Source organism: Rickettsia endosymbiont of Lasioglossum villosulum (assembly GCF_964026455.1).
In the GTDB taxonomy this organism is placed as follows: Bacteria; Pseudomonadota; Alphaproteobacteria; order Rickettsiales; family Rickettsiaceae; genus Rickettsia.
In genome coordinates, this window is record NZ_OZ032152.1 from 1,000,879 (window position 1) to 1,016,624 (window position 15,746).

A 15,746-nucleotide genomic window follows, 5' to 3' on the forward strand; every position below is an offset into this window, starting at 1 on the left:
AACAACCTACAGCCACAAGATACTCCTCTAAAAAAATATGTCAAGCGTTTTAATTTATTATTTTTTACAAAAATTATAGACTTTAATTTTTATGATAAATTCTTAACTTAAAGTAACTTTAATTAAATATGATATTTATGCTGATGATAGATATTATTTGTGATAGTCATTCTGTCATCCCGTGGCTTGACCACGAGATCCAAAAAATAATAAAAAATACTAATTTTATTAGTATTTTTAACTGGATCCCGCTACAAGCTCACGGGATGAGAACTGGAAAACTGATCTACGCAATAAAGCCGCAATGGAATGACAGTTGTTCTAGTGAATCCCACTACAAGTGAGCTAGATGACAGAAATAACGCTGTGATAACTAGTATTCTAAGGCTTCTTCGTCAATGCATGTTCTAGTACCTGATCAATATTTGAAACAGGGATAATTTCTAGACTACTTTTTATATTCGGTGGTATGTCTCTCAAATCTTTGACATTTTCTTCCGGAATTAGTACTGTCTTAATCCCTCCCCTACTTGCTACTAGCAGCTTTTCCTTAAGACCGCCAATCGGTAGAACATTGCCTCGTAAAGTAACCTCACCGGTCATAGCAACAGTGCGGCGTACCGGTATTTTAGTCATCAACGAAACAATGGTGGTAAACAAAGCACAACCAGCAGACGGACCATCTTTTGGAATAGCACCAGCAGGAACGTGGATATGAACATCAAAATCTTTATAATCTTCATATTTTAAGCCGAAATCAGCCGCTCTACTTCTAAAACAGCTATATGCAGCCATTGCTGATTCTTTCATTACATCACCGAGTTTTCCGGTAGTTTTGATTTCACCTTTTCCCGGGAATGATAACGCTTCAATAGTTAAAAGCTCCCCATCTACCTCCGTATAAGCAAGCCCAGTAGTACTACCTATTTGATCATTTTTTTCAGCAAGACCAAAATTATATTTTTTAGCACCTAAAAACTCTTCTAGATTATTGCTATCTACAGAAATATGCTTAACTTTTTTATCAGCTAGAATTTGCTTTAATGCTTTTCTGGTTAATGCTCCTATTTCACGCTCTAATGACCTTACACCTGACTCTTTAGTATAATATCTAATTAAATCTAAAATAGCGTCATCGGAGATAGTAATCTCATCCTTTTTAATTTTATGCATCTTAAACTGCTTAGGAACTAAATAATTCTTAGCAATTTGAATTTTTTCTTCTTCTACATAACTGGAAATATTGATAATTTCCATTCTATCGATTAAAGCTCTAGGTAAATTATAAGAGTTAGCAGTCGCAATAAATATTACATTTGATAAATCATATTCCACTTCTAGATAATGATCGACAAAATGGCTATTTTGTTCAGGATCTAACACCTCAAGCAATGCTGATGCAGGATCACCTCTAAAGTCCGAACCCATTTTATCTATTTCATCAAGTAACATAACAGGGTTACTTGTCTTAACTTTCTTAAGCTGAGTAAGGATTTTACCAGGCATTGAGCCAAGATAAGTTTTTCTATGCCCTCTAATTTCAGCCTCATCTCGAACACTGCCTAAGGCAAATTTGGTATATTTTCTACCCATCCCCTCGGCAATAGATTTTATTAAAGATGTTTTACCAACGCCAGGAGGACCGATTAAGCATAATATAGGACCTCTAATTTTACTGGAACGCTGTAATACTGCTAAATATTCTATTATTCGCTCTTTAACTTTCTCTAGACCAAAATGATCACGATTTAGGATTTTTTCAGCTTGGTTAATATCAATTTTACTATTATCATATTTACCCCAAGGCAGGCTAAGTAACGTCTCAAGATAATTACGTGTTACTCCGGATTCTGCTGACATCTGGTTCATAGTGCGGAGTTTTTTAAGTTCTGCTTCAGCTTTTTCTCTAGCTTCTTTTGACAGTTTTGCAGCTTTAATTTTTTTATCAAATTCAGCAAGATCTGATTTATCTTCATCAAGCTCTTTCTGAATTGCTTTCATCTGCTCGTGCAAATAATAATCACGCTGGGTTTTCTCTATTTGCTTTTTCACCCTTTGTTGCAAAGCTTGTTCGGTTTCTGAATTAACTATATTGGATGTAAGGATGTTAATAATTGTACTGATACGCTTAAAAGGACTTGTTTCCTCAAGTAAGCGTTGTTTTTCTTCAAGCGAAGTAATCAGATGTGAAGCTAAAATATTTATGATATTTATAAAATTAGTAGTCTCACTTATTTCTTTATTTATAGTTTCAATAATTTCTGCATTGATTTTTTTATCACTACCTGCATATTTAGCAAATAATTGCACAGCATTATCAACTAATGACCGCATATTATTAGCATCGAATATTTCTTCATCAGGGATAATTTCGTAATTTGCTTCGAATGCTTCATCACCTTTAATATTACTTATCTTTACTCTTGCTATCGCCTCCACTAAAATTTTTGCGGTAGTGTTAGGTAATTTTACTATTTGAATAACCTTAGCAAGTATACCAACATCGTAAAGCTCGTTTTTATTTGGGTTTTCTTGATCGAATTTTTTCTGCAATGTTACTAAAATGTACTTACTATTATCTTCTTCAGAAATTGTAGTATTAGAGAGAGCATGCAGGGATTTTTGCCTACCTACAAATACAGGAGCAATTACACCAGGAAATACTACTATATCTTGCAGTGCCATTAATGGCAGTGATTTTTTATTCATCAATTAAAACCTTTGAAATTTGACGGGTATTAATTATATAATATAGTATTAAGACTATTTCAAGCTACCATTATTAATTATTATTTATGAATTTATTACTTCAAAATCCTAAAAATGTAGCAACTGCACATAACAGGATTAAACAATATCTGCATTTAACTCCTATGGTTCATTCCGAAAGCTTAAACGAGATGCTGGGACATGAGGTTTTTTTTAAGGTTGAATCACTGCAAAAAACTGGTGCATTTAAAGTAAGAGGCGTATTAAATCATTTATTAGAATTAAAAGAGCAAGAAAAACTACCTAAAAAAATAGTTGGTTATAGCACAGGTAATCATGGAATCGGACTTGCTTATGCCGGTAAGATACTTGGTATTAAAGCAAGAATTTATTTGCCGTTAAATACTTCTCGTGTAAAACAGCAAGCAGTAATTCATTATGGCGGGGAAGTTATATATACCGATACTCGGCAAGAAGCGGAAGAAAAAGCAAAACTAGACGAAATGCAAGGCTTTTACTATATGCACCCATCCGATAGCGATTCTACGATAGCGGGAGCTGGTACGTTATGTTATGAGGCTTTGCAACAGCTTGGATTTAGCCCTGATGCTATTTTTGCCTCTTGCGGTGGTGGCGGACTGATCTCAGGCTCCTACCTTGCAAAAGAATTAATATCACCAACTAGTTTATTGATAGGTTCAGAACCACTATCGGCTAATGATGCTTATTTATCAGTTAAGAATAATGATATATTTAGGTTTAAGGATTCACCTAGTACCATTGCAGACGGTCTTAAAACTCTTAGTGTTTCGGCTCGTACTTTTGAGTATTTAAAAAAACTTGATCATTTTTATTTAGCTGAAGAATATGAAATATATTATTGGACGGCTTGGCTTACCCATTTGCTGAAAGTAATATGCGAGCCATCAAGTAGTATAAATATGGCTTCAGTGGTAAACTGGTTAAAAACACAAACAACTCCTAAAAAGCTGCTTGTGCTAATATCCGGCGGTAATATCGACCCTATCCTTTATAATGAGTTGTGGAAAGAAGAATATTTAACCGTTCCGCCTAACATATCTGCTTAAAAATTTATTCATACAGTTTTTCCGGAAAACTAAAACAAGTAAGAAAGCACAAATTTTAGAAATTTCATATAGAAATGCGAAAATCCATCCTAACATCATAGCCTCACTTTTATCTACAGAATCATCTATCTCTAGCAGATATTTTTTGAATTCATCTGGATCTTTGAATTGCCTAAGATCAATTTGAAACATTGGATCAAATTGATCAGGATTTTTTTTAGCATTTTCTAATTGCTTATTCTGTTCTAACAAAACAAATTCTTCATATCGCTTATATGCGTCATTTTCTACACTTCCTCCGCCAATAGACATAACAAAAAATGTTAAAAATGTGACCAAATGACACAAAACTATTAGATATTTATTTTTAATAAAATGTCTTATTGTTAATATGATTAAAAATGTATAGATTGATATTAAAAATAACTCATAATTCGATTGTAAGAAATTGAACATAACTATGCTTTTTTGATTTCATAACTTTAAAATATAATTTTCATCTTTTACAAGCAATAAATTTTAATTAATTATTATTCTATCATGAATTCCAATTATACTAGTTTACAAAGCAATAATTTAACCTTAGCTTGGCTTAAGCTTGGTATAATATCTTTAGGGTTTGCTGGTTTATATTCGGTTGTTCTGGTAGTACTTCGCACGCCGCAACTTGCTAGCTTTTTTCCCAATCCTCATATTTTCAAATCTGCATTAATTATTCACGTTGATTTATCGGTATTAATTTGGCTACTATCTATTACAGCAAGTGTTTGGGGTAGTGAAACGTCATTGCGAGGAGCGAAGCGACGTGGCAATCTTGTCAAACATCCTGAGATTGCCACGCTCCTTTTAGTCGCTCGCAATGACGCGTTCCGCCTCTATCCAAAACTCGCTTTTTTTGCTACCATCCTTATAGCCATTTCCCCTATAGCTGGACATAATCCGGTCATGAATAATTATATACCGATGCTTGAGAATATAATATTCGTCTTAGGTCTTAGCTTATTCGGTATTACTTTGCTATTATACGCTATAAATATTCTATATTTATTTGATTGGGCAAACTGGAGTAATTTAGTTAACTTCACTATTCTATCGACTATAATAATGTATATCTTGAGTTGGGTTTGTTTTTGGTGTTCTTATAGTGATTTACAAAATGTTATCCAAATTATTCCTATCGAAATAGAATTTTATTATGAGTTGCTTTTTTGGAGCGGCGGTCATTTATTGCAATTTATTTATACTCAAATAGCAATGTTTATTTGGATTATGTTATTTGAAAAGCTAATAGGCAAAGAATCAAAATTCCAAAAATTCTATCTATTCTTGCTATATTTAAATTTTGTTTTCAGTACTCTTATTATTTGGAGGCATATCTCTTACGATATTATCGATGGTAACTTTAAAGAATTTTATACCAACCATATGAAATATTTAGGCGGAATAGCACCTGTTTTGTGTGTAGGTGGTATAGTAGTTGAATCGTTATGTCACTGTAGCGTCATTGCGAGCGACTATAAGGAGCGTGGCAATCTCAGGGTGTTTGCTGAGATTGCTTCGTCAATTGCTTTGCAATTTCCTCGCAATGACAATATCATCAAATCCACCCTACTCTGCTCCATTACCCTATTCCTACTTGGTGGTTTGATAGCCATGAATATATCAGGCATAAATGTAGTGATCCCTGCACATTATCATGGCTCTATTGTGGGAATAAGTATTGCGTGCATGGGGTATTGTTATTTGGGTGTTAAGCGTCATTGCGAGGAGCGTAGCGACGAAGCAATCTTGTCAAGTATCCTGAGATTGCTTCGTCGATTTTTTAAATCTCCTCGCAATGACAATATTATGAACTTTACACTCTACCTACTCACTTTTGGGCAAATCCTGCATATACTCGGGCTTGCTTTTGCCGGTGGTTATGGCGTTATGCGTAAAGATCCTAATACTGTAATGCCGTTATCTGCTAAGCTACTAATGGGTATGATGGGCGGCGGCGGGCTTATTGCTATAGTAGGTGGCTTGATGTTTGTGTTTATTTGTGGTAAAACAATTTTTTTGAAAAATAAACAAAATTATGACGATTAAAAAACCGACAAAAGAAGAAGCAAAAGAAGCAGTAAGAACATTACTAAGATTTATCGGTGAGGATCCCAATCGTGAAGGATTATTTAAAACTCCCGATAGAGTAATCAAAAGTTATGAAGAAATATTTTCAGGATATGACAAAAATATTGAGGAAATATTAGAAACAAAATTTAGTGATACCGGTAATTTTCAAGATTTTATCTCATTAGAGGGCATAAAATTTACCTCTTTTTGTGAACATCATATGTTACCTTTTAGCGGTACAGTACATATAGCTTATATTCCAGATAATTGTATTGTTGGCATAAGTAAGCTTGCTAGAATAGTAAATGCTTTTGCTAAGAGATTACAAATTCAAGAAAAAATGACAGTACAAATAGCTGAAAGCGTACAGGAAAATTTAAAGCCACTTGGCGTTGCAGTTAAAATATCAGCTTTACATAGCTGTATGTCAATGCGTGGTGTAATGCAAGATAACAGCATCATGAACACTATGCATTATACGGGAATATTCGCCGAACAGCAAAAATATCGTCATGAATTCTTAAACCTTACTTCGAAAAAATAATATGTTACTATCCAAATATTTCTTACCTGTTTTAAAAGAAGACCCAAGTGAAGCCCAAATAACTTCTCATAAGCTAATGCTTAGAAGTGGAATGATTAGGCAGCAAGCCGCAGGTATTTATAGCTGGTTACCACTCGGCTTAAAAGTACTTAAAAATATTGAGAATATTGTACGCTCAAATATGGATAAAGCAGGATGTCTAGAAGTCTTAATGCCTTGCATTCAACCGGCTCATTTATGGGTAGAATCCGGACGCTTTGACAATTACAGCAAAGAGATGCTAAAGTTTCAAGATCGTCATGATAATACTTTGTTATTTGGTCCAACTAACGAAGATATGGTTACGGATATTTTTCGTAATAATATTAAATCATATAAAGATTTGCCAAAAAATCTTTACCATATTCAATGGAAGTTTCGTGATGAAATTAGACCACGCTTTGGTGTTATGAGAGGTCGAGAATTTCTCATGAAAGATGCTTATTCTTTTGATATTGATGAAGAAAGTGCAGTTAAGACTTACAATCAGATGTATAAGGCTTATATTAATACTTTCAGAGATTTAGGCGTATTCGCTATTCCGGTTATTGCCGATAATGGTCCGATAGGCGGAAAATTAAGCCATGAGTTTCATATTATTGCCGAAACCGGTGAAAGTACTATTTATTATGATAAAAGATTTAAGACGCTGAAAGATAATATAGATATTGATATTGAAGAAATAAAAAGCTGGTATGCAGCTGCTGAAGAGAAACACGATGCAAGTAAATTATCTTCTGATAAAGAAATAACTAGTAGCAAAGGTATAGAAGTTGGGCATATTTTCTATATTGGCACAAAATACTCCGTTAACATGAATGCCCTTATTAATGATGAGCATGGCAAATTAACACCGATAGAAATGAGTTCATACGGCATAGGTATTTCAAGGCTAGTTGCAGCTATCATAGAAGCAAATAGTGATGCAAAAGGTATTATATGGCCTACCGCTGTTGCACCTTTTAAAATTTCATTAATCAACTTAAATATTCATGATAGCAAATGCTTAGAGCTTGCAGAAAGAGTTTATAATGAGCTACTTACTCAAAATATTGAGGTGTTATACGATGACACTGACGTAAGAGCCGGAAGTAAATTTGCAACGCACGATCTTATCGGCTCACCTTACCAAATAATAATTGGTCCTAAAAAAGCTGCAAATAATATTGTCGAACTTAAAAACCGCAAAAGTGGTGAAATAGAAGATATTGATTTAAATAAAAGAACTTTAAACTCATACTTAACTTTTTTTAACTACTAAATAAAATTCTTTATTGACTTTTATATAAAACAGTATAGCCTTTTTTACAATTTATTTTGTAGGAAAATTATGCTGGGTTACGCAAAAGAACAAACAACTTTGACCAGAGAGCAAAAAGAAGCTGCTGGTATTTTATCTACTGCCACCTTTTTAGAATATTTTGACTTAATGCTATATGTTCATTTAGCAGTATTATTAAATGAACTATTTTTCCCTAAATATGAGCCTAGTGTTACTTCTCTTCTATCTGCTTTTACTTTTTGCTCTACCTTTATATTTAGACCATTAGGAGCATATATCTTCGGAAGAATTGGTGATAAATTAGGTAGAAAGTCCACTGTTATTATGACAACTACCTTAATGGCTTTATCATGTGTAGTGATGGCTAATGCTCCTACTTACGAGCAAATAGGTTATTTCGCTGCTGTACTAATCACAGTTTGCCGTGCAGTCCAAGGTATGGCATCCGTAGGCGAGATAGTAGGTGCAGAGCTGTATTTAACTGAAATTACAAAGCCACCTGTTCAATATCCTTTAGTTTCTTTTATTGCTGTAGCGTCAGTAATTGGAACTACAGCAGCACTTGCTGTAGCTTCTTTAGTTACCACACATGGATTGAATTGGCGTATTGCTTTTTGGATAGGTGCAGCTATCGCAGTCATAGGTGGTTATGCTAGAACCAAGCTTAGAGAAACACCTGACTTTGTAGATGCAAGTGCTAGACTTTTACGAAGATATGAAAAGATCAATTTAGACACAAAAGAACTAAAACATGATGAAATTTTTAATCAAAAACCTAGTAGAAAGACAACAATATATTTCTTTATAATGAGCTGTGCCTGACCTATATGTTTCTATTATATATTACTTGCGGTGAAGTATTAAAGAACTAATTTGGATATAGTGCTTCTCAGGTGATCCATCATAATTTTATTATCTCAATGTTTCATTTGGCTACTTTATCTTTTATATGTTTCTTAAGTTATAAAATATATCCTTTAAAAATTCTTAGAGTAAAATTAGTATTATTATTTATATTTATTTTATCTTCCCCATATCTTTTAGGAAATGTGACTACACCTATACAACTTCTTTTAATTCAAATATGCATAATATCATGCTCTTTTGATACTGTTCCGGCGGTTTCTATATTCTTTAGACATTTTCCAGTTTTTAAACGCTTTACCTATAGCAGCATGATATATGCTATTTCTAGAGCTTTAATGTATGTAATTACTTCATTCGGGATTATATATCTAACTAAATATTTTGGTCAGTATGGGTTATTTATTGTTATGGTACCATTACTTGTGACTTGTATGTTTGGTCTTAATCATTTTCAGAAATTGGAAAAGAAAGCTGGTTATTTGTAAATTACAATTTATAATTATTTAGAAATTTATCACATATATTACTGAACTTTTCTTCAATTTCATAACATTCTAAATGTATAGCAGAAAGTAAAAATTTCTTTAGCGTTTCTTTAATTATCTTATAGGCTTTTTCAGGGGACTTAGATTCTAAGGTTTGTATGTTATGAATACGATCAAATAGTTTTATAAGTACAGTGTCATATCTTTTTTGTTTGATGAGTAAATTAAGGCTTTCTTCGGCACTTATTTTTCCAGTAGGTTTAACTCTGGTTAGACCTTCTACATGCCTTGCAACTTCTGTACCAAAAATCTTGGTAATCATTTCTTCAGTAAGTTCCGTATCTTCAATAGTATCATGAAGCAATGCTGCTTGTAACATAATAGCATTGTAAAGCTTTGGAGCATCATACGCTACAAACTCTGCAAGCATTATAGTTACTTCAATAGGATGGGAATAGTACGGGTCACCTGATTGACGCATTTGCAAACCATGATATTTACGAGCGTAATAAATACCTTTTTTGACTTAATCAAGATCTATAGGGTTTTTTACTTTGGCGTTTAAATCCTCAATTTTATCAAGAAGTTTTTTAGCATATTCACAAATTTTAAATTTTTCTTTCCAGCAGTTTAAATCTTCCATAAAAATTATTTATACAGTAATATTAATTGTTCCAAAAATAAATTCACATTTTCTAGGTTAGCAAATAGTCCTCTAGGGCAAGCCCTAGAGGACTCGAACCTAAAGTTTGTTAATAGAATTAAGGACTGTTTCTAAGATCATACTAGCTGCTACTGCGTCATCATTATTATTACGCTCTTTTCGTTTAATACTGAATGATTTTAGAAAATTGTTTGCGGCTTTTGTAGTGAGTCGTTCGTCTTGTAGATATATAGGCAAATTTATAGATTTTGTCAATTCTTCGGCAAATTTTATTACTATAGCTGATTGCTCTGTCTGCATTCCGCTCATATCAATCGGCAAGCCTATTACAATACCGCAAGCTTTATATTGTTCAATTTTCTCAAGTAAAGAAGCTATGATCGCTTTTTTACTTGCTTCAGTGATAATATTTAGCGGCATGGCTATATTACGTTCTTGATTAGATATAGCAACACCTATTTTTTTGCTGCCGTAATCAATAGAGATAAGAGGTGCATTCGGTAATAAAAGCCGATAAAATTCTTGAAGATTATTTATGATCATGATAGGTTGTGTGTACAAAATTTACATAATTATTGTATTATATGCTAAAAAATATTCAGAAACATTTAGATATCAAATTAATTAAATTATCGGCAATTTTAGCCTTTATTTACTGCTTATTATTCAATAGTGCAATATTAATTTATAAATTTGATTATTATAAAGCAACAATCTTTAGAGGAATATTAGAACTATCAAAAGATTTCTGCTATGTTTATATATTTTCTTTTATAGCATTTTTTGGTCTTAGCGTACATAGATTAGCATTAAAAATTGGTTCATGCTTTTTATTTATCACTTCTGCAATAGCTAGCTATTATATTTATTTCTTTAAAATAACTCCTACTAAGCAAGTAATTGGTAGTTTTTTCTCAACAGATTTAAATGAAGTTTATGAACTTACAAGTATTAAATTAATAATATGGATGATTTTTAGCTTATTTACTTGTCTTTACACACTCAAATCTTTTGCCACTTCTGATACTAAATCTTTTGTCACAAAATTATTATCCGCAGCGTGTTTACTTATCTTTTTATATAATATCATTACTCCATCTTTTAAAATATTAAAAAATTACTTTCCTGTTCAGTATTTACATAATACTTATCTTAATTTTGCTGGAAGCCTAGGAGGTAAAAATTATGCTCAAATAGATATCAGTAAGCAGTATAATTTCGTAGATAATTCTGATAATGATATTATTGGTGTTTTAGTCATAGGAGAGTCAGCAAGATTTGATCATTTCGGTATTAATGGTTATATGTGTGATACAACACCTCGATTGAAAAATATCGAAAATCTTACTTCCTTTAAAGCTAAATCTGCATCAAACTTAACTTATATTTCTATACCCTCATTACTTTCACGTTATCCTGCAAGTAAAATTGAAGATAATAAACTTGAAAATAGTTTTTTATCAGTTTTGACTAGTATAGGATTTAATACTACTTGGATTGGTACGCAAACTTTAATGAGAAATTTTGCAAATTTTGACTTAGGTACTATCTATAATGATGTTAATTTTACTATAGTACCAGGGGGCTCTGCTTTATTTTCTTTAAATGATCATGACGGGAAAATGCTTCCCTTTGTACAAGAAATAATTTCAAATTCAAGTAAACAATTTATAGTAGTTCATACATCCGGCAGTCACTGGAATTACACCGCAAGATATCCTAGAGAATTTGAGCAAAAGCATCCTGAATCAGTAGCATCAATTAAAAATTATGCCAATAATGAAATTAGCCATGATTATGTTTTTCATTCAATTCTTGACTGTCTAAATATAGATTCTGATGTCATTGACAAGGGTTTAAGTTTATGTAAATCTAGCTAACTTTTTAAAAATCAATTCCAAGCTCGTCAGTTAAAATACTCATTAGCTCTAGCCCTGCTCTATTTTTCCATTTTTCTTGTTCATAGAAAAAATGATAAGGTCCGCTAATTGGGGATGATAACCAAATTTCCTTGACTGCACTTTGTTTATTTATTACATATATACCGTTAGTTGTATCAATACTTAATATATCGCTTTGTAGGTCTACATCTATGTCCTGATCTTGTTCTTCAATCCTGTCTGCTATATGTGCAATTACTGTTTCAGCTATTTTACTAAATTCACTATCATTCATAATTTTCTTTGGTTTTCTCTGGATCTATTACGGGTACTTTAATCATGCTTTTTCTATACATCTCAACAAATCTATTATGATCATTAAGGTTATTAGAAAAATTATGCCCACCTTTTCCATCAACTACAAAAAATAATGCATCTGTTTTAGCAGGTTTTACAACTGCTTCTAGAGATTTTAATGAGGGACAGGAAATTGGTCCTGGCGGCAATCCTTTAATATAATAAGTATTATACGGCAATTCTTGCAATAAATCTTTTTTAGTTAAAGCTCTTGCTAGCTTAAATTTCCCTTCCGTTAAAGCATATATATTAGTAGGATCAGCTTGCAGCTTCATATTCTTCTTTAAACGATTAAGAAATACTGCGGCAATAATAGGCTTCTCTGCATCAGAACCCGCTTCTTTTTCTACTATAGAAGCAAGCGTTAATATATCAAGTCTAGTTTTTAATGGAGAATCAGGCGAGAGATCTATCATCACTTTATCTAAGTTATTAGACATTAGATTTCTCATCTGATTGATTATTCGCTCTTTTTGATCACCATATGAGAAAAAATAAGTTGATGGCATTAGAAATCCTTCCGGTATAACTCCCTTTATCTCACCTACTAAACGTGTTTCTTCGTTAATTTTTTTTACAACTTCCTGAACTACAGTACCCTCAGGCACTATTATTTTATGTATTATAGACTTGCCGCTTGCTAAAACTCTTAAAGTTTGCAGAGGCGAAATATTATGCGTGAAAATATATTCACCACTTTTAAGAGGATTTTTTATAGAGTAAATTTTAGCAATTATATTAAAAACTTCTGGATATTTTATTACTTTATTGGAATAAAGTTTTGTAACTATTTGATTTATGGATAATTTAGGTTCGATAATTATTGTCTTAGTTTGAGCTAAATTACCCGGTACAAAAATATAAAATACACCGAAGTTTAATATGGTAATAAATATAATTAAAGATAATGTGGCTAAAAAAAACTTGATTTTTAGTATATTTTTTAACATTTTTTATAAAACTTAGAAAATAATAATATTACCATGAAATATGGTTTTTTCTTGACATTTAAAATAACATGTAGTAGAAATAACTTAAAGTTTGGTTAAGATCATATATTTGCTAATAATTATATACTGCTTGTAAAATAGATCAAGAGTTTTAAAATTTAGCACTGAAATATTTGGATTATATTAAAAGAATATAGTAAATATCACTCCATTTTAGAAATTATGAACCCCCAAATTTAGCTTACCAACCTTTGAAATATCAAAGGTATACTGTAGATACTTAAAAAGATGGAAGTCAAATAAGTAGTGAGCCTGTACAAGCAGTACAAAAGTACGTAAGCACAGGCGAACCTCGAAATTTGGCTTACCAAATCTTGAAGTATAAAAGGTATATATACTGATCTTAATAATAGGCATTATATAGTATGACACAAGATCAAGACAACGATCCAAAAAATAACGAAAGCGATAAGCTAAAATCTTTGCATAATAAATTAGGAAGCATTTCAGGCTTCTTAATGACAATGCGTTCTGACACTATTGAAGAACAAAAGAAAATTTCGCATGATTTAAAAGCTTTAATGAAACAGATTAATACTATGCAAAAAAGTATAGAAATATATTTTATTGTTATATTAGTATTAATGTTTTTCATGACGCAAAAAATGCTTTGGAGCGGTTCAAGCAAAAACCTTTCTCTTTTAACAAATTTATTTTAAGAATTCTTGTCTAATAATTTTTGTAGCTAAATAAGACGGATATATATTTGATTTAAAACCTAACTCCTGTAAAATCTTGTGACTTTCCGTTATTTGCTTATCAACTTCCTGAGGATTTAACAATAATTCTTTTAATTTATCACTAATAAGATTAGCTTCACAATTAAATTGAATAAATTCCGGAATTATTTCTCTATTCCCTATTATATTAATCAAAGTAACATATTTGATTTTTATCAATAACCTAATAATAATAAAACTAAAAATATTAACTTTGTATGCTACAATCATAGGAGTACCGGACGCTGCTATCTCTAAAGTATTAGTACCCGATTTGGCTAATGCTAAGTCAGATACAGCATAGCTTTTCAATCTTTCATATGAGAATATATAATTAAACCTAACCTTTTCTAAAAAAGGCTTTATTATTCTTTCATGATCAGGATTTGCAAGCGGAAATATCACCATAAGGTTTTTATGGTCATCATAAACTTTTTCAATAGCGGGGATAAAAATTGGTAGATGCCTTAAGATTTCCCCTTTTCTACTTCCAAGAGTAACGCATAAAACTTTTGTATCCTCATCTATTTCAAGCTCTTGTCTTAAAGCTGCCTTATCACTATAAAATTCCTGCTCCATTATTGGGTGACCTATATACCTACAATCAAGCCCAACTTTAGTAAAATATGGTGGCTCAAAAGGCAATAAGGCAAACAAGCAATTATAGATTTTTGCATATTTTGCTGCCCTGCCCTCTTTATAAGCCCAAACTGATGGTGCAACAATATGAATCATCTTAAGTTCTGGCAAACGCTCTCTTACCTTAGCTGCCACGCGATAAGTAAACCCTGGCGAATCAATGGTAATTAATATATCGGGTTTATTATTTATTATATCTTCAACTGTTTTATTGATTAATTTTTTTATCCTAAAAATATGATGTATTACTTCAAAAAAGCCCATCAAATTTATTTCAGATATCGGAAACAAGCTTTCAAAATTGCCAGCTTCTTCCATATTTCGTCCTCCTATTCCGATAATCTTTAATTTTTTATCTTTTTTCAGATTCCGAATTATTCGACCACCAGCAAAATCCCCTGATGCCTCACCTGCTATGAAGTAAATTTTTTTCATTTTGTTTAAAAGTTCTAAATTATTTCTTAAGGTCCTCAATTTCTATTTTTAGTTTTTCAATTTCCTCTATAATTAACCCTGTAGTTCTCATTATTGTATTTATATTTATACCATCAAGTAGTAAGTTCTTTGCTATCTCAACATTTCTTCTAGCTTCACCTCGTGCCTCACCCCTAGCCTCAGCTTTTTTAAGAGTATTAGTTTCAATTCTAAGCCACTTTAAGCGGTCTTCATATTCTTCTCTTTCTTCTTTAGTAAAGTTTATTATCTCAAGTACTGTTAACGCTTTTTTTAAATCTTTATTATCTAGCTCTTTAGGAAGGTTGTCCTTATTAAGCAAATCATGACGTGTTAAAAAAGCTAGCCACATATCTAAAGCATTTTTAACTTTTTCTACTATATCCGATATGTCTTCTTTAGCACCCTTGGCAAACTTATTAAGCTCTATCGTATGTAATTCTATATCATAAAAATATTTTAAGCCGGTGTCTTTTTCATGTAAATTAAAAATATTATGATATTTATCTGTGTCCGTAATACTTGTAAAATTAAGAATATGAATATCTATCGTTTTATTTAACTTTGAGTAATCATCTCCCTCTTTTAATTGTTGCGTATACATTTTTGCCCAATAATATAAGGCTCTTTGATCATAATCCGCTTCATCCGTTACTTGTATTTCAACGTTAAATATTTTACCGCTTTCACTTTGTGCTTTAATATCAAGTACAGAAAGTTTATCTGCTTTAAAATTTTTCGGATTATACGGATTAAGCAGTGTCACCTCTACAATTTGATCTTCCTTGCCTACTATCGAATTAACAAGCGATATTAGTAAATCCTTGTTCTCTTCTACTCCAAAGATTTTTTTAAATGCTAAATCTACACGAGGATTAACTTCAGACATATTAATTAT

At 31.8% G+C, this 15,746-nt stretch carries 14 protein-coding genes and 3 pseudogenes; 9 read left to right on the forward strand and 8 right to left on the reverse strand.

All coding sequences use genetic code 11. The features are described from left to right. Positions 1–381: 381 nt before the first annotated feature. Complete coding sequence (lon, locus tag AAGD49_RS04865; RefSeq protein ID WP_341788167.1) at positions 382–2,709, reverse strand: endopeptidase La; 2,328 nt, start codon at positions 2,707–2,709, stop codon at positions 382–384. A gap of 86 nt (positions 2,710–2,795) precedes the next feature. Between lon and AAGD49_RS04870 the strand changes: the two genes are divergently transcribed. Continuing rightward, on the forward strand, positions 2,796–3,797 hold the full coding sequence (locus AAGD49_RS04870) for a serine/threonine dehydratase (protein WP_341788168.1): 1,002 nt from the start codon (positions 2,796–2,798) through the stop codon (positions 3,795–3,797). Here the strand turns inward: AAGD49_RS04870 and AAGD49_RS04875 are convergent. After that, positions 3,768–4,253, reverse strand: a complete 486-nt coding sequence (locus AAGD49_RS04875; protein WP_341788169.1) for a hypothetical protein — start codon at positions 4,251–4,253, stop codon at positions 3,768–3,770. The genes AAGD49_RS04870 and AAGD49_RS04875 overlap by 30 nt on opposite strands. Positions 4,254–4,337: 84 nt before the next feature. Here AAGD49_RS04875 and AAGD49_RS04880 point away from each other — a divergent pair. The 6 genes and pseudogenes from AAGD49_RS04880 to AAGD49_RS07585 form a co-directional block, all read left to right on the forward strand. Continuing rightward, positions 4,338–5,549: pseudogene (locus AAGD49_RS04880) on the forward strand (hypothetical protein); the annotation flags it as partial. 51 nt (positions 5,550–5,600) lie between these two features. Then, positions 5,601–5,885 (forward strand): annotated as a pseudogene (locus AAGD49_RS07575) (hypothetical protein); the annotation flags it as partial. Next, positions 5,875–6,453: a GTP cyclohydrolase I FolE gene (folE, locus tag AAGD49_RS04885; RefSeq protein ID WP_341788171.1), complete on the forward strand. Its 579-nt coding sequence runs from the start codon at positions 5,875–5,877 to the stop codon at positions 6,451–6,453. The pseudogene AAGD49_RS07575 and the gene folE, both read left to right, overlap by 11 nt. Position 6,454: 1 nt before the next feature. After that, a complete protein-coding gene (gene proS, locus AAGD49_RS04890; protein WP_341788172.1) occupies positions 6,455–7,753 on the forward strand; it encodes a proline--tRNA ligase in 1,299 nt (432 codons plus the stop codon). Positions 7,754–7,822: 69 nt separating this feature from the next. After that, positions 7,823–8,596, forward strand: coding sequence for an MFS transporter (locus AAGD49_RS07580; RefSeq protein WP_410525909.1), 774 nt, complete (start codon positions 7,823–7,825; stop codon positions 8,594–8,596). A 227-nt stretch (positions 8,597–8,823) separates the two neighbouring features. Beyond that, entirely contained in the window at positions 8,824–9,126 is a 303-nt protein-coding gene (locus AAGD49_RS07585; RefSeq protein ID WP_410525910.1) for a hypothetical protein, read from the forward strand. Between the two features lies 1 nt (position 9,127). Here AAGD49_RS07585 and AAGD49_RS04900 read toward each other — a convergent pair. Continuing rightward, positions 9,128–9,769: pseudogene (locus AAGD49_RS04900) on the reverse strand (HD domain-containing protein). Positions 9,770–9,868: 99 nt separating this feature from the next. Continuing rightward, positions 9,869–10,333, reverse strand: coding sequence for a Holliday junction resolvase RuvX (gene ruvX / locus AAGD49_RS04905; RefSeq protein ID WP_341789230.1), 465 nt, complete (start codon positions 10,331–10,333; stop codon positions 9,869–9,871). Between the two features lie 41 nt (positions 10,334–10,374). Here ruvX and AAGD49_RS04910 point away from each other — a divergent pair, with 41 nt between their 5' ends. Continuing rightward, entirely contained in the window at positions 10,375–11,670 is a 1,296-nt protein-coding gene (locus AAGD49_RS04910; protein ID WP_341788173.1) for a sulfatase-like hydrolase/transferase, read from the forward strand. Positions 11,671–11,674: 4 nt separating this feature from the next. Here the strand turns inward: AAGD49_RS04910 and cyaY are convergent, their stop codons facing one another. Continuing rightward, positions 11,675–11,965 carry an iron donor protein CyaY gene (gene cyaY / locus AAGD49_RS04915; protein ID WP_341788174.1) on the reverse strand — a complete coding sequence of 97 codons (291 nt, stop codon included), beginning with the start codon at positions 11,963–11,965 and terminating at the stop codon, positions 11,675–11,677. Beyond that, positions 11,958–12,977 carry an endolytic transglycosylase MltG gene (mltG, locus tag AAGD49_RS04920; RefSeq protein WP_341788175.1) on the reverse strand — a complete coding sequence of 340 codons (1,020 nt, stop codon included), beginning with the start codon at positions 12,975–12,977 and terminating at the stop codon, positions 11,958–11,960. The genes cyaY and mltG overlap by 8 nt, the downstream gene beginning before the upstream one ends. A gap of 425 nt (positions 12,978–13,402) precedes the next feature. On the opposite strand from mltG, the gene AAGD49_RS04925 reads away from it, so the two are divergent. Continuing rightward, positions 13,403–13,696 carry a hypothetical protein gene (locus AAGD49_RS04925; RefSeq protein ID WP_011477479.1) on the forward strand — a complete coding sequence of 98 codons (294 nt, stop codon included), beginning with the start codon at positions 13,403–13,405 and terminating at the stop codon, positions 13,694–13,696. Here the strand turns inward: AAGD49_RS04925 and lpxB are convergent. Beyond that, positions 13,688–14,830 carry a lipid-A-disaccharide synthase gene (gene lpxB / locus AAGD49_RS04930; protein WP_341788176.1) on the reverse strand — a complete coding sequence of 381 codons (1,143 nt, stop codon included), beginning with the start codon at positions 14,828–14,830 and terminating at the stop codon, positions 13,688–13,690. The two genes, AAGD49_RS04925 and lpxB, sit on opposite strands and share 9 nt — an antisense overlap. 19 nt (positions 14,831–14,849) lie before the next feature. After that, on the reverse strand, positions 14,850–15,737 hold the full coding sequence (locus tag AAGD49_RS04935; RefSeq protein ID WP_341788177.1) for an Rpn family recombination-promoting nuclease/putative transposase: 888 nt from the start codon (positions 15,735–15,737) through the stop codon (positions 14,850–14,852). Positions 15,738–15,746: the final 9 nt, after the last annotated feature.